Origin of the sequence: Paenibacillus pasadenensis, assembly GCF_002864175.1 — a bacterium.
Classification (GTDB): Bacteria; Bacillota; Bacilli; order Paenibacillales; family Paenibacillaceae; genus Paenibacillus_O; species Paenibacillus_O pasadenensis.
Window position 1 is genome coordinate 3,369,883 of sequence record NZ_NFEZ01000004.1, and the last position, 14,666, is coordinate 3,384,548.

The 14,666-nt window shown below is 63.3% G+C and carries 14 protein-coding genes; all 14 read right to left on the reverse strand.

The genetic code is table 11. The features are described from left to right. Nucleotides 1–855, reverse strand: a complete 855-nt coding sequence (locus tag B8V81_RS24200) for a DUF2339 domain-containing protein (RefSeq protein ID WP_028597047.1) — start codon at nucleotides 853–855, stop codon at nucleotides 1–3. 191 nt (nucleotides 856–1,046) lie between these two features. After that, nucleotides 1,047–2,174 carry an RNA polymerase sigma factor RpoD gene (gene rpoD, locus B8V81_RS24205; RefSeq protein WP_101809369.1) on the reverse strand — a complete coding sequence of 376 codons (1,128 nt, stop codon included), beginning with the start codon at nucleotides 2,172–2,174 and terminating at the stop codon, nucleotides 1,047–1,049. 71 nt (nucleotides 2,175–2,245) lie between these two features. Beyond that, nucleotides 2,246–4,114 carry a DNA primase gene (dnaG, locus tag B8V81_RS24210; RefSeq protein WP_101809370.1) on the reverse strand — a complete coding sequence of 623 codons (1,869 nt, stop codon included), beginning with the start codon at nucleotides 4,112–4,114 and terminating at the stop codon, nucleotides 2,246–2,248. A gap of 47 nt (nucleotides 4,115–4,161) precedes the next feature. Continuing rightward, nucleotides 4,162–4,629, reverse strand: coding sequence for a YaiI/YqxD family protein (locus tag B8V81_RS24215; protein WP_028597050.1), 468 nt, complete (start codon nucleotides 4,627–4,629; stop codon nucleotides 4,162–4,164). Between the two features lie 43 nt (nucleotides 4,630–4,672). Then, a complete protein-coding gene (locus tag B8V81_RS24220; RefSeq protein WP_028597051.1) occupies nucleotides 4,673–5,488 on the reverse strand; it encodes a pyruvate, water dikinase regulatory protein in 816 nt (271 codons plus the stop codon). Nucleotides 5,489–5,525: 37 nt separating this feature from the next. Next, entirely contained in the window at nucleotides 5,526–7,613 is a 2,088-nt protein-coding gene (gene glyS / locus B8V81_RS24225; RefSeq protein WP_101809371.1) for a glycine--tRNA ligase subunit beta, read from the reverse strand. Next, nucleotides 7,606–8,493 (reverse strand): glycine--tRNA ligase subunit alpha, encoded by an 888-nt coding sequence (gene glyQ / locus B8V81_RS24230; protein ID WP_028597053.1) that lies wholly within the window; start codon nucleotides 8,491–8,493, stop codon nucleotides 7,606–7,608. Before glyQ ends, glyS begins: the two co-directional genes overlap by 8 nt. Before the next feature lie 349 nt (nucleotides 8,494–8,842). Further along, nucleotides 8,843–9,676, reverse strand: a complete 834-nt coding sequence (recO, locus tag B8V81_RS24235) for a DNA repair protein RecO (RefSeq protein ID WP_101809372.1) — start codon at nucleotides 9,674–9,676, stop codon at nucleotides 8,843–8,845. Nucleotides 9,677–9,820: 144 nt separating this feature from the next. Further along, nucleotides 9,821–9,994 (reverse strand): YqzL family protein, encoded by a 174-nt coding sequence (locus B8V81_RS24240; RefSeq protein ID WP_101809373.1) that lies wholly within the window; start codon nucleotides 9,992–9,994, stop codon nucleotides 9,821–9,823. Between the two features lie 110 nt (nucleotides 9,995–10,104). Further along, nucleotides 10,105–11,031 (reverse strand): GTPase Era, encoded by a 927-nt coding sequence (gene era / locus B8V81_RS24245; protein ID WP_101809374.1) that lies wholly within the window; start codon nucleotides 11,029–11,031, stop codon nucleotides 10,105–10,107. Further along, nucleotides 11,031–11,483, reverse strand: a complete 453-nt coding sequence (cdd, locus tag B8V81_RS24250; RefSeq protein WP_101809375.1) for a cytidine deaminase — start codon at nucleotides 11,481–11,483, stop codon at nucleotides 11,031–11,033. Before cdd ends, era begins: the two co-directional genes overlap by 1 nt. Before the next feature lie 45 nt (nucleotides 11,484–11,528). Beyond that, on the reverse strand, nucleotides 11,529–11,897 hold the full coding sequence (locus B8V81_RS24255; protein WP_101809376.1) for a diacylglycerol kinase family protein: 369 nt from the start codon (nucleotides 11,895–11,897) through the stop codon (nucleotides 11,529–11,531). A 10-nt stretch (nucleotides 11,898–11,907) separates the two neighbouring features. Then, nucleotides 11,908–12,408, reverse strand: coding sequence for an rRNA maturation RNase YbeY (gene ybeY / locus B8V81_RS24260; protein ID WP_101809377.1), 501 nt, complete (start codon nucleotides 12,406–12,408; stop codon nucleotides 11,908–11,910). Further along, a complete protein-coding gene (locus B8V81_RS24265; protein ID WP_028597058.1) occupies nucleotides 12,405–14,651 on the reverse strand; it encodes an HD family phosphohydrolase in 2,247 nt (748 codons plus the stop codon). Before B8V81_RS24265 ends, ybeY begins: the two co-directional genes overlap by 4 nt. Between the last annotated feature and the right edge of the window lie 15 nt (nucleotides 14,652–14,666).

A 14,666-nucleotide genomic window follows, 5' to 3' on the forward strand; every position in this document is an offset into this window, starting at 1 on the left:
TTAAGCAACCCACTCTATCCAATAGTTTCGCAGGAGGAACAGCGCTCCTCCGCCTAGCACCAGTTTACCAACAAATACGCTCTGGAGCCAAACGCCCCGACCTTGCTCGACGAGCAGCGTCGCTTCCGGCATGAACGCCATCAACGAGGCGACGCCCAGCAGGACGGCGCAGGAAGGCTTGGACCAGCGGCGCACGAACCAGCCGGACCAGCCGAACAGCACCGCGAGCGGCAGCCAGTACAGCTGCTTCTCGCCGAGGGCGGCGCCGCCGGCAAGCTGCTGCAGCAAAATCGCATACACGAGCGCCAGGCAGGCCCAGCCGCAAAAATGGAGCAGCGGTATGCGCTGCCAGATGCCGTATCCGATCCAAAAAACGGCGCATCCGCTCCAGATCGCGGCGTTCCACTGCCAGCCGAGCAGGCCGTGCAGGCCCATCAGGTAGAGCGCGAAGCCGGCAAGCAGCAGCATGCCTGCGCCGGTCCAGGCCATGCCCGCCGTCTCGCTGCGGGGCCGGATGACCGCTCCCGCGGTCAAGGAGCCGCCCGAGACAAGCAGCGCGATCGCGATTTGCAAAGCCGGATGAAAAGAGCTAAAATGAAGAACAATCAAGAAGAAAAGGGAGAAGATGGCAAGAAATAAGAGCCATTTCCAGCCGGATGCGCCCGCCGCCGCCCTTACCGCTTTTTTCGTCCGCAGCCTTTCTTTGGGGGATGCCTCTGGGAGCGGATCCTCGTCGGCGGACGCCGGCTCGGCATACAGATTGAGCAGGAAGTCGCAATAGTGATCCGGCAGCAGCTTGCTTTTTTTCCACCCGCGAATCTCCTGCACCATAAGGTTTCGCTTGTCCATATCCATAATGACGGCTCTCCTTGCAGCCGCTCGCAGACGAGCGGCCTATGGAATCGGAGCCGGTCGGCTCCCCTCCTTACATCGTCATCTCGGCCAAGCGGCTGAAGGGCCATCCGTCTCCGGGACGTTGGACCTATCCGCTCCCCAAGCAAAAAAAAGACTCCCCGCGTATGCGGAGAGCCGGGCCGGCCTTCGACCTATTCCAAGAAATCCTTGAGCCGCTTGCTGCGGCTCGGATGGCGGAGCTTGCGGAGCGCCTTGGCTTCGATCTGGCGGATCCGCTCGCGCGTCACGCCAAATACCTTGCCGACCTCCTCCAGCGTCCTCGTACGGCCGTCATCCAGGCCGAAGCGCAGGCGCAGCACGTTCTCCTCGCGCTCGGTCAGCGTATCGAGCACGTCCTCCAGCTGTTCCTTGAGCAGCTCGTACGCCGCGGCATCCGCCGGAGCGAGCGCCTCCTGATCCTCGATGAAATCTCCCAGATGCGAATCGTCCTCCTCGCCGATCGGCGTCTCGAGCGATACCGGCTCCTGAGCGATCTTCATGATCTCCCGCACCTTGTCGGTGCTCAGATCCATCTCGGCCGCGATCTCCTCCGGCGTGGGCTCGCGTCCGAGCTCCTGCAGCAGCTGGCGCGAGACGCGGATCAGCTTGTTGATCGTCTCGACCATATGCACCGGGATCCGGATCGTGCGGGCCTGGTCGGCGATGGCGCGCGTGATCGCCTGACGGATCCACCACGTCGCGTAGGTGCTGAACTTGAAGCCCTTTTGGTGGTCGAACTTCTCGACGGCCTTGATCAGGCCCATGTTGCCCTCCTGGATCAGGTCCAGGAACAGCATGCCGCGGCCGACATAGCGCTTGGCGATGCTGACGACGAGGCGGAGGTTCGCTTCCGCCAGCCGGCGCTTCGCTTCCTCGTCGCCTTGCTCGATGCGCTTGGCCAGCTCGATCTCGTCATCGGCGAGCAGCAGCGGCACGCGGCCGATCTCCTTGAGGTACATGCGGACCGGGTCGTTGATCTTGATGCCGGGCGGCAGGCTCAGGTCGTCGTCGAAGTTGAACTCGTCGCTCTCGCGCTCCTGATCCTCGCCTCCGAGCGGAGACGGCCGATCGTCCCGCTCGTTCGTCACTTCGATGCCGAGATCGTCGAGCTGCTCGAAAAACTCGTCGATCTGCTCCGGCTCCTGATCGAAAGGAGCGAGCTTATCCATGATCTCTTTATAAGAAAGGGAAGACCGCTTTTTCCCCTGTTCGATGAGCTGATCCTTGACCAGCTCCATTTTTTGCTCGTTGTCCAGCTCCGTATGTTGGTCATTCGCCATATTCCCGACTCCCTCCTCCCTAGAAAGGTCATCCTGCCGATTCCTTCTGCTGTCTTTCTAGGGCGATAATCTCACTTTGGATCCTTGCTCTTCAAAACGTCGATCGCTCTCTCGAGAGGAATGATATCAAGATGGATCTGAGCCGCCTTCAATACATCCCCCGCCTTTTCCGCCCGCGTCGCCTCTTCCTTCAAAACCTGGATCTTCTGCTTCAAGACCATTCTTTCCGATTCTTTCTTGATGTCGAGAATGTTTGAAGGCACAAGCTCGAAATGAAGGGAGGAGCTGTCCTCATGAATGAGGATGGAAGAAGCGAGCTGCTCGAGACGATGGTCCTGAATCGAGCTGATGAATCGGCTCGCATCCGGCTCGTTGCCTCCGGCGTAATAGGCATACAGATAAGCAGCCAACGCGACATGATCCTCAAGGATGAACGAATCGCCGAGCTGTTCGTAAACCGTCGATGCCACTTCCTTGTCATGCATCATGCAAGCCAGCAGATGTCGTTCCGCTCGTTTGAATAAAGGCGTGGTGTCCGTCCTCGCGGCCGAGGGCGCACGCCTTGTTTCATTCCTACCATTATTCCACGATTGATCGTTCTTATCCCTGTCCGGCCTCGTTTTCTGCCGCTCGCTCCAGATCCGGTGGCAGTCCTGCTTGAGCGACTCCAGGGACAGCTCGAACTCGCGGGAAAGCTCTTTCAGGTAAACTTCCTGCTCCGTACGGGAATCAAGCTCCGCCACTATGCCGACAGCTTCCATGACATAGTTCTTGCGGCCCTCTTCTCCTATGAGTGTATGATTCCGGCGCGAATATAAGAGCTTAAATTTGGTGACGGAGACGGGATGCTCGATGACTTCCCTCATGAACGTTTCGGCGCCGAACCGGGTGATATGCTCGTCCGGATCCATGCCTTTGGGCAGCACGGCGACGAGCGCCCGGACGCCGGCCTTCTCCAGGATCGGAATCGACTTCATCGCCGCCGCCTGGCCGGCATCGTCGCCGTCGTAGCAGAGGATCACCTCGTCCACCTCGCGCGCGAGCTGGGCCGCATGATCGTCCGTCAGCGCGGTGCCCATCGCCGCCACGCCGTTCTTGACGCCGGCGGACCAGGCCTTGATGACGTCCATATATCCCTCGAACAGCACGGCGGACCTCTTCTTGCGGAAGACGGACCGCGCCGCATGCAGCTGATAGAGCAGCTTGCTCTTGGCGAACAGGCGGGTTTCGGGAGTGTTCAGGTATTTCGGCTTGGAGTCGTCCATGACGCGGCCTGCGAAGCCGCACACTTTGCCGTCCCGCGCCCGGATCGGAAACATGATGCGCGCACGGAACCGGTCTACATAACCGCTGCCATCGTTTTTCGCCGAAAGGAGGCCCGCTTTTTCCAGCAGCTCGGGCTCGTAGCCCCTCGATTGCAGAAATCTGGACAGCGTGTCCCATCCCTCCGGCGCGAAGCCGATGGAGAACTCGTCGATCAGCTTGCCGCTCATCCCCCGTCCGAGCAGATAGGCTCTCGCCTCCTGGCCCTGAGCGGAATTGTTGAGCAGATAATGGTAGAACTTGGCCGCGAGCTCATGCGCCTCATAGGACTTGTCGAGCTCGGGGTCACGCGGCGAAGAGCCCTCGCCGGGCGCATCCCATGTAATGGGCATCCCTGCCTCTTCCGCCAGATGGCGGACGGCTTCCGGGAAGGAGTAGCCCTCGATCTCTTCGATGAACCGAATGACATTGCCTCCCTTGCCGCAGCCGTAGCAATGAAAGATCTGCAGCTCGGGAGTGACCGTGAAGGAAGGCGTCCGCTCCGAATGGAACGGACAAAGCCCCTTCATATATTTGCCGTTTTTGGTCAGATGAACGTACTTCCCGACGGTGTCCACAATTTCATGATTCCGGCGCACCTCTTCGATGACGCTTTCCGGTATCTTGCCGTATGCCACTCGTTCATCACCTTCGTCCGAATAACACGTAATACTATTCGCTGGTCCTATTCTTTTTCCTGCCTGCCCTGCAAAAGTTTTGTCAGCTTTTGTTGAAAAGCCGCCCGGTCCTCCGCGGTCATTGCCTTCGGCCCTTTGGTCCGGCCTCCGCTTCGCCGGATGACGCTCTGCTCATGACGCCTCGCCATCATCGAGTCGATCGTCTCGTTCCGGTAGCGATGGCCGCGGAAGCCGATCACCTCCGCCCCTTTGGCAAGCGCGATCGCCGCCAGGCCGTAGTCCCCGGTGACGACGATGTCGCCGCGCCGGACGCGGTTCAAAATATACAGATCCGCCGCCTGGCTGCTCCGGTCGACATGGGCGATCTCGAGCCCCGGCTCCGGCTCCAGCCGGTGGTCGTAGGACGAGACCATCAGCACCGGCACGCCGAGCGGATAGGCGATGTCCATGATCTCCCGCTTGACCGGGCAGGCGTCCGCATCGACGACGATGCGGGTGCTTGCCTTTTCCTCCATGCGCTTCCCCGCCTTTCGGCCGCGGCCGGCTCCGGGCGATCCGTCAGCTGCTGCGGATCCGCTCCATGATGATGCTGGCCGTCTCCTCGACCGCCCGATGCGACACGTCCATCGTGAAGCAGCCGATCCGGTCGGTGATTCCTTTGGCATAGGCCAGCTCGCGCTCGATCCGCTCGGAAGTGGCGTAAGAAGCGCTGTCCGGAAGGCCGAGCGCCTTCAGCCGCTCCTTGCGGATGACATTGAGGTAATGCACGCCGATCGTCAGGCCGATGACGCGCTCCTTCGGTATCGTGAACAGCTCGTCCGGAGGCTTCAGCTCCGGCACGAGCGGAACGTTGGCCACCTTGTACTTCTTGTGGGCGAGATACATCGACAGCGGCGTCTTCGACGTGCGCGACACGCCGACAAGCACGATGTCCGCTTTTTTGATGCCGGTCGTATCTCTCGCATCGTCGTATTTGACCGCGAACTCGACCGCTTCCACCTTGCGGAAGTAATCCTCGTCGAGCACATGGTTCAGCCCCGGCTCCTGCCGGGACGGCATGCCCGTCTTGCGTTCGAGGCTGTGGATCAGCGGGCCGAGCAGATCGATCGCCTCGACCCCGCTCCCGTCCGCCAGACGGACCATCGCCTCTCTCAGATGCGGCAGCACGAGCGTGTAGAGGACGATCGCGCCGTTGCCGCGCGCGAGCTCCACCACCTTGGCCAGCGCCGTCTCGTCGGCGATGAAGGGCGCCCGGCGGATCTGCGGCACGATCGGGTGGAACTGCGCCGCGGCGGCGCGCACGACCAGATCGCCCGTATCTCCCGCCGAGTCGGATACGACATAGACAATGACATCCCGCTCGTATGCGCTCACGTCGCCACTCTCCTTTGGATCAGATGGGACCCCTGGATCAAGCCCAGACAAGCTTCGAGAAGTCCGCGTACCGCGCGGCGTCTCGGGAGATGGCCGACAGCAGCGCCAGCCGGTTGCGGCGGACGGCTTCGTCCTCCGCCATGACCATGACGGAGTCGAAGAAGGCGGTGATCGGCTCGCGCAGCTCCGTCAGCAGGCCGAGCGCCGTCGCGGCGTCTCCGGCTTCCAAGGCTTTGCGGTACGGGCCGGACACATGCTCGTAGGCTTCATGCAGGCCGCGCTCCGCTCCCGCTTCGAGCCGGGAGGCGTCGACGGCGGCATCCGATTCGGCCTTGGCCGCGAGGTTGGCGCTGCGCGTGAGCGCGTCGACGACCGTCTTGAACTCGCCTTGCTCCGGTCCCGCGGCCCGCGCCAGCAGGATCGCGGCCCGCTTCACGGTCAGCGTCAGATCGTCGAAGCCGGCGGCGAGCGCCGCTTCGATCACGTCGTAGCGGTTGCCTTGCTCGGTCAGCACGTTTTTCAAGCGCAGCGCGAAGAAATCGTATAATTCTTTACGAATGTCGGCCCGATTCCGTTTCAGGCCGCGCTGCTCATGGATGTCCAGCGCCAGGTCGAACAGCTCTCCGAGACGAACCGGCAGCTCATGCGCCATCAGCGTCTGCACGATGCCCGCCGCCTGGCGGCGCAGCGCGTACGGATCCTGCGAGCCGGTCGGAACGATGCCGATCGAGAAGCAGCCGACGATCGTGTCGAGCTTGTCGGCGAGGCTCACGAGCGCGCCGGGCAGCGAGGCGGGAGCCGTGTCTCCGGAGAAGCGCGGCTGATAGTGCTCGTTGATCGCCTTGGCGACGGCCTCGTCCTCGCCGGCCTTGCGGGCGTAGTCCTCGCCCATGATGCCTTGCAGCTCCGGGAATTCGTAGACCATCTGGGTCACGAGGTCGAACTTGCAGATCTCCGCGGCGCGCGCGGCAGCCGCGGCGGCATGCGGCTCGGCGCTTGCGGCGGCGGCGATGCGGCCCGTCAAGGCGACGATGCGGCCGACCTTGTCGGCTACCGTGCCGAGCTCCTCGTGATAGACGATCGTCTCCAGCTTGCGGAGCGCGTCGGCGATATGGAGCTTCTGGTCCTCGGCATAGAAGAATTTCGCATCCGACAACCGGGCCCGAAGCACCTTCTCGTTGCCCTTGGCGACATTCTCAAGCGACACGGCGTCGCCGTTGCGCACCGTCACGAAGAACGGCAGCAGCTTGCCGGCGCTGTCCAGCACCGGGAAGTAGCGCTGATGCTCGCGCATCGAGGTGATCAGCACCTCCTGCGGGATGTCGAGGAAGGCCGGATCGAACGAGCCGAACAGCACGGTCGGCGTCTCGACGAGGAACAGCACCTCCTCGAGCAGGTCGTCCTTGATCGAGATCGTCCAGCCTTTTTCGGCGGCCAGCGCCTCGATGCCTTCCACGATCAGCCGCTCGCGCTCCGCGATGTCGACGATGACATGCTGGCTGCGCAGCGCCTCCACGTAGGCGGCCGGCTCGGCCACGGCCGTCTCCTCGCCGAGGAAGCGATGGCCGCGGGAGACGTTTCCGCTTCTCACGCCGGCGATCTCCAGCGGCACGACGTCCGTGCCGTACAGCGCGAGCAGCCATTTGATCGGACGGACGAACTTCAGCTCGTACGAGCCCCAGCGCATGTTTTTCGGGAAGGTCATCGCATGCACGATTCCGTCAAGCCCGTCCGACAGCACGGAAGCCGTGTCCACGCCGAGGCTCGACTTGACCGCATAGACATACTCGACGCCGGCCAGCTCCTTGAAGAAAAGCTGCTCCGGCTCTACGCCCTGGCTGCGGGCGAAGCCGAGCGCCGCCTTGCTCCAGCCGCCCTCGGCGTCCTGGGCGATCTTGCGGGACGGGCCCTTGACCTCCTCGCTCACATCCGACTGCTTCTCCTCCACCGCGCGCGCCAGCACCGCCAGCCGCCGCGGAGTCGCATAGGCGGTCACGCCGCCATGGCCGATGCGGGAGTCGGCGAGCCACTTCTCGACGCGCTCGCGAAGCTGATTGACCGCGGCGCGCACGAAGCGGGCCGGCACTTCCTCGAGGCCGATCTCGAACAGCAGGTCCTTAGCCATTCGCGTCCACTCCTTTCTTGAGCAGCGGGAATCCGAGCCGCTCCCTCTCCTCCAGATACGTCGCCGCGCAAGAGCGGGCGAGATTGCGCACGCGCTGGATGTAGCCGGTCCGCTCCGTCACGCTGATCGAGCCGCGGGCGTCGAGCAGGTTGAACGCATGGGAGCACTTGAGCACATAATCGTACGCCGGGAAGACGAGGTTCTGCTCCATCGCGCGGCGCGCCTCCTCCTCGTACATCGAGAACAGCTTGAACAGCATGTCCGAATCGCTGATCTCGAACGTGTACTTGGAATGCTCGTACTCCGGCTGCAGGAACACGTCGCCGTAGGTGACCCCTTCGACCCACTCGAGGTCGAACACGTTCTCCTTGTCCTGGATGTAGGAAGCGAGCCGCTCCATGCCATAGGTGATCTCGACCGCGACCGGACTCGCGTCGATGCCGCCCACCTGCTGGAAATACGTGAACTGCGTGATCTCCATGCCGTCCAGCCATACTTCCCAGCCGAGTCCCCAGGCGCCGAGCGTCGGCGACTCCCAGTTGTCCTCGACGAAGCGGATGTCATGATGCAGCGGGTCGATGCCGAGGCGCTTCAGGCTCTCGAGATAGAGCTCCTGGATGTTGTCCGGCGACGGCTTGAGGATGACCTGGAACTGATGATGCTGGTACAGACGGTTCGGGTTCTCCCCGTAGCGGCCGTCCGCCGGGCGGCGGGAAGGCTCCACATAGGCGACGTTCCACGGCTCCGGTCCGATGGAGCGGAGGAACGTCATCGGGTTCATCGTGCCCGCGCCCTTCTCCGTGTCGTAGGGCTGCACGAGGATGCAGTTCTGTTCGGCCCAGAACTGCTGCAGCGTCAGAATCATGCCTTGGAAATTCATGCTTGTGGCCACTCTCCTTCAATGGAATCTTGGAAAAATCAGCAGCCGTCCGGAAGACGCCAAAAAAACTCCCGCCTCCTACGTCTGCGATACAGACGTAGGGACGAGAGCTTGCATCTCCCGCGGTTCCACCCTACTTGGCTTCTCCGTCCGCCTCGGCGGCGCGCTTCGAAGCCCGCTTTCCTCACTTGCACGCACTCCGGAGTGCCCTCGCCTGCGCTTCCGGCCGGGCTCCCACCGCCCCCGGCTCGCTGTTCCCGCTTTGGAATTCGGAAGATCAGCAGACTACCTTCTCCATCATCGTTCGTTCGAGCATATTTTCCCATTGTAACCGTTCGCCCAGTCGCTGTCAAGCTTCCGGAGCATCCTCCTGCGCTGCCCGCTCCTGCGCCCGTAGCCGCCGGCGCTCGGCCGCTTCGGCGGCCGATGCCGGCATCGGCTCGTTCATCCGCTCCAGCTGGTCGAGGAAGCCGCGCGTCTTGAGCCGCAGATCGAGATGGGCATCCATGAGCGAGCGCAGCGCCGCCTTCAGCTGCTGCCGCGTCTCCGGGCGCACCTGGATGGAGCCGAGACGCCGCAGGTCGATCGCTCCGAACAGCCGCAGCAGCTTCAGCGCCCCCTCTTCCAGCGGAAACGCCTGCGAGTCGCGATGGCGGCAGCGGGGACAGAGCAGTCCGCCGCCCGCCGCGCTCAGCCGGAACGGCCCGCGGTCCGAGCCGCAGCCGACGCAGACGTCCAGCTGCGGGGCATAACCGGCCGCTTCGAGAATCTTCATCTCGAACAGATGGATGACGACGCTCGGGTCCTTCCCTTCCCGCAGCGCGTCGTAGCACGCCTTGAGCTGATGGTACAGATAAGCGCCCGCTTCGTCGTCCTGGAACGCCCGATCGCATAGCTCGGCCGCATAGGCCGCATAGGCGGACAGCTCGAGATCCTCGCGCAGCCGATGGTTCGACTCCAGAATCTCGCCTCCGTTCAGCTGTCCCAGTCCGGCGTTGCGAAAATAAACGAACTCGCCGTGCGTGAACGGCTGCACGAGCGACGAGTGGCGGCTGCGCACCTTTTTCGCGCCGCGGGCCATGATGCCCGCCTTGCCGGCCGAATCGGTCAGCAGCGTGACGATCTTGTTGCCTTCGCCGTAATCCGTGCTGCGGATGACGATGCCTTCCACCCGGTAGATCAATCGTCTTCCCCCTTCCTGCTCGCGGACGTCATGGAGGCGACGACGGGCAGGCATGACATGCCAAAACCGCCCGGAGCGCTGTGCTCCGGGCGGGCCCGAACGGCTTCGGAAAGCCGCATCTGCAGAATGGCCGACGAACGGACGTCAGACCGTCAACGTCCCCCATGCCGCCTCATCGGCCGCCTCCTGCGCGGCGGCTTCCGCCGCGGCCGCCGCTTCGGCGCTTCCCGCCTCGCGAACCTGATCCACTTCCTTGTAAAGCAAAAACGACTCAACATCACCGGTCATCGCAAAGTACGTCCACGAAAAATCCCGCATGCCGCCATCTTCCTTTCGCTTTCCAAAGTGGTGCGGCTACCCGCGTCTGGCACTCTTAGCATGCGAAAAAGGAAGGGGGGCTATGCTGTCAAAAAGCGGGAAACGTCCGGCTATTCGTTGCGGAAGCCGAGATCGCGCAGGACGCGGTCCTGGTTGCGCCAGTCCTTCTTGACCTTGACCCACAGCTCGAGGAAGGTCTTGGAGCCGAGCAGCTTCTCGATGTCGCGCCGCGCCTGCTTGCCGACTTCCTTGAGCAGCGCGCCTTGCTTGCCGATGATGATGCCCTTCTGCGAATCGCGCTCGACGAAGATGACCGCGCCGATATGGACGACGCCGTTCTCCTGGACCTTCATGCTCTCGATCGTCACGGCGATGGAATGCGGAATCTCCTCGCGCGTCATCTGCAGGATCTTCTCGCGGATCATCTCGGCGCAGACGAACTGCTCCGGATGGTCCGTCACCTGGTCGGCGGGATAATACTGAGGTCCCTCCGGCAGGTAGCGGTCGATCTGGTCGAGCAGCCGCTCGACGTTGCTGCCCTGCAGCGCCGAGATCGGGATGATCTCCGCGAAGTCGTACCGGTCCTTGTACTCGATGATCGTTTTCATCAGCTTCTCGTCGTCGATCTTGTCGATTTTGTTGAGGATGAGGAATACCGGCGTCTTGACCGACTTGAGCCGCTCGATGATGAAGCGGTCGCCGCCGCCGTAGCCCTCCGCCACGTCGACGAGGAACAGGATCGCCTCCACCTCGGACAGCGCGCCTTCCGCCGCCTTGACCATATAGTCGCCGAGCTTGGAGTTCGGCTTGTGGATGCCCGGCGTATCGAGAAAGACGATCTGCGAATTGTCGCGCGTCAGCACGCCGTGGATCTTGTTGCGCGTCGTCTGCGGCTTGTCCGACATGATGGCGATCTTTTGGCCGATCATCCGGTTCATGAGCGTCGACTTGCCGACGTTCGGCCGGCCGACGATGCCGACGAACCCGGAGCGGAACTTTGCCTCGGAGCCTTTTTTGCTGCCTGCCGCGTTCGCCATCAGCGCTCGTCCTCCTTGTCTTCCATGCGGCTCTCTTCCAGCGAAAAGGCTCCCGGAAGCAGCTCGGCGACGGTCATGACGGCCTGGTCGCCTTTGAGGTTCGTCATGACGACCGGCATGTCCGGCCGGCACAGCTCGGACAGCACCTGACGGCAGACGCCGCAGGGCGAGATCGGCCCCGGCGTGTCGCCGACGACGAGGATCGCCTGGAACGAGCGGGGCTCGCAGCCGTCGGCAATCGCCCGGAACAGCGCCGTGCGCTCCGCGCAGTTGCCGGGGCTGTAGGCTCCGTTCTCGACGTTGCAGCCTTGGTGGATGCGGCCATGCTCGTCCAGCAAGGCGGCGCCTACCTGGAATTTGGAATAAGGGACGTACGCGCGGCTCATCGCCTGGCGCGCAGGTTCGGACAGCTGCTGTAGCAGCTTGTCGATCGGTTGGTTGGTCGGGCTCATGTATTCTCTCCTTGGCCGGTCCTTCAGGACCGGATTCAATCACTTCTAAACGGCCAGAAGCCGCCATAGCGGCGGCCCCAGCACAAGCAGCCCGATGACGGCCGAGGCGGCGGCGCAGACGAGCACCGCGCCGGAAGCCGCGTCCTTGGCCGCCTTGGCGAGCGGGTGAAGGCTGCCGCCGGCTGCGAGATCCACCGCCCGTTCGACGGCGGTGTTCAGCAGCTCGGCCGCCAGCACGAGCGCGATCGCCAGCAAAATCGCCGCCCATTCCAGCGGACCGATGCGCAGCCAGGCGGCCATGCCGATGGCGGCAGCGGCGGCGGCCAGATGGACGCGCAGGTTGCGCTCGCTGCGGATCGAGGCGGCGATGCCGGCGCATGCGTCCGCCAAGCTGTCGCGGAACGGCCTTGCCATGGCGGCCGCCCTATTCCCGCGTCAAGCCGGCCTGCTGCAGGACGGCCTCCTGCTTGGCCGTCATGACGGCTTCGGCCTCGGCATCCTGATGATCGTAGCCGATCAGATGCAGGAAGCCGTGCACGAACAGGAAGCCGAGCTCCCGCTCCAGCGAGTGGCCGTATTCTTCCGCCTGGCGGACCGCCGTCTCGACGGAGATGATGATGTCGCCGAGCGGCTCGCTGACCGGCAGCTCGTCGGCCTCGTCCTCGACCTCGTACACGATGCCGAGCTCGTCCTCGCCGTCTTCCTGCATCGCGAAGCTGAGCACGTCGGTCGGCCGGTCGATGCCGCGATAGTCGCGGTTCAGCTCATGGATGCGCGCGTCGTCGACAAACGTCACCGCCACCTCTCCGTCCTCGATGCCTTCGGCTCGCGCCGCCAGCTCCAGCAGCCGTTCGAGCCGCTTCCCCCACTCCACGGGAATTTCGACCGCTTCCTGCTCGTTGCTCCAATCCATCGTCACGCTCATGCCAGCTTCTCCTTTGGTTTGACCTCTTCCGGATATTCGATCCGGGAATGGAAGATGCCGATGACGGCTTCCTTCAGCGTCTGGCCGATCTTGTCCAGCTCCTTGAGCGTCAGGTCGCACTCATTGAACTGGCCGTCGTCCAGACGGCTTTTGATGATCTTCTGGATCATCGACTCGACGTTCTCCATCGTCGGGCTGCGCAGGCTGCGGACTGCCGCCTCGACGCAATCGGCGATGCCGACGATCGCCGCTTCCTTGGACTGCGCCTTGGGCCCCGGATAGCGGAAGTCGTCCTCGACGAAGTCCGGCTCGGCTCCCTCGGCTTCCGCCTGCTTGACCGCCTTGAAGTAGAAGAACTTGAGCGAAGTCGTTCCGTGATGCTGCTCCGCGATGTCGCGCAGCGGCTTCGGGATGCCGTGCTGCTTGAGCATCTCCACCCCGTCGCGGGCATGGGCCACGATGATCGACTTGCTCAGCTTCGGATCGATGCTGTCATGCGGATTCTCGCCGCTCTGGTTCTCGATGAAATAGCCGGGCCGCTTCGTCTTGCCGATGTCGTGGTAGTAGGAGCCGACCCGGCACAGCAGCCCGTCCGCGCCGATCGCCTCGGCCGCCGCCTCCGACAGGTTGCCGACCATCACGCTGTGATGGTACGTGCCCGGCGTCTCCGTCAGCAGCTTGCGCAGCAGCGGATGGTTCGGGTTGGACAGCTCCACGAGCTTGAGCGCCGACAGGATGCCGAAGCTGAGCTCGAAGAACGGCATCAGGCCGATGACGAGCACGGCGGTGATCAGTCCGCTGCCGAAGGCGAAGCCGATCGAGTAGAGCAGCTCCTGGCGCTCCGGCAGGTCGCCGAGCAGCAGCAGCGCCAGCACGGTGACGGCGCCGAACAGGCTCGCCATGATGCCCGCCTTGAGGATCGTCGAGCGCTGGCTCGCCCGGTGCACGGTGAAGATGGCGCTGAACGAGACGACGCAGATGACGAAGCCGTAGCGGAAGTCGAAGATCAGGCTCACGTCATGGTTGAAGATGATGCTGCCCATGATCGCGAACACGAACGAGCTGACGATCGCCAGATGCTTGTCCAGCAGCAGCGTGATGAGCATCGTGCCGACTGCCGCCGGAGCGAGATAGCCGACATATGGCATCGTCGGCGACTGCGCCAGCGCCGTCGCCTGCATGAGCGCCAGGTCGAGGAACAGGATCAGCCACAGCATGAACAGATGCATGTTGTTGTAGCGCGGCTTGACGCCGCCGATCCGGCCGCTTTGGTACAGGTAGACCATCAGCACGAGCAGGAACAGCAGGCTCGTCAGCAGCAGGCCGAGCTGCGGCCAATAGCTGCGCTGGCCGCCGAGCAGGCCGGCACCGGCGAGCATGTCCAGCTTCTCCTGCGTGACGATCTCGCCCTTCTTGACGATGACGCCGCCTTCCTTGATGATGACCGGCGTCGTATTCTGGCGGGCGAGCTCCCGCGCTTCTTCCGTCGCGGCCGTGTCGAGGAACTTGTTGGGCATGAGCGACATGCGCGCCAGCTCCTGCACGACCTCGCGCGTCGTCCGCTGCGTCAGGGAGCTCGCGTTGACGAGCTCCGCCACCTTGGCGCGGGACGTCTCCGCCTCGCGGATGGAGTCCGCCGACAGCTTGCGGGCGACGTTGACGGCCACCTGCCGCATCTCCGCCACCTGGGCCGCCGTCAGCGCCGGCAGCTTGTAGAATACCTCCGCCGGCACGGCATAGCTCTGGCTCTTGGCGACGCGGGACATCTCCTCCAGCAGCGCCTCGCTGACATCCGGCTTGCCGGAGTTCGTCCGCACGAACTCGTCGATGTATTCGTTGTAATAACCGGGGATATCGCCGCGATAGATCTCGATCTTGTCGCTCGTGCTGACGCCCTCGTCCTGATTGAGCACCTCGATGCGGTTGAAGACGCGGTTCAGGATCGCTTCAGGCTTGAGCGGCAGCGAGCTGGAGATCGGCTCCACCGATTCGGCCGCCAGCTCCTGCGCTTTGGCGGTAGCGATCTTGTCCTCCAAGCTTTTGGATGCGATGATGTCCCGGTCGCTCTCCTCGCCGAGCGTGATGTTGTAGGTCTGGGGGATGAGATGCGGCGAAAGGTTGAGATAGAACAGCAGCACGAACAAAACGCAGAGCGACAGGCGGATGCCCGTGCTCTGCTTCCAGCTGGCTGCCCATGAAGGCTGTTCGGCCGCGTTCCGAGTCTCGGCGCTCTTCCGGTCCATGCAGGCAACCATCCT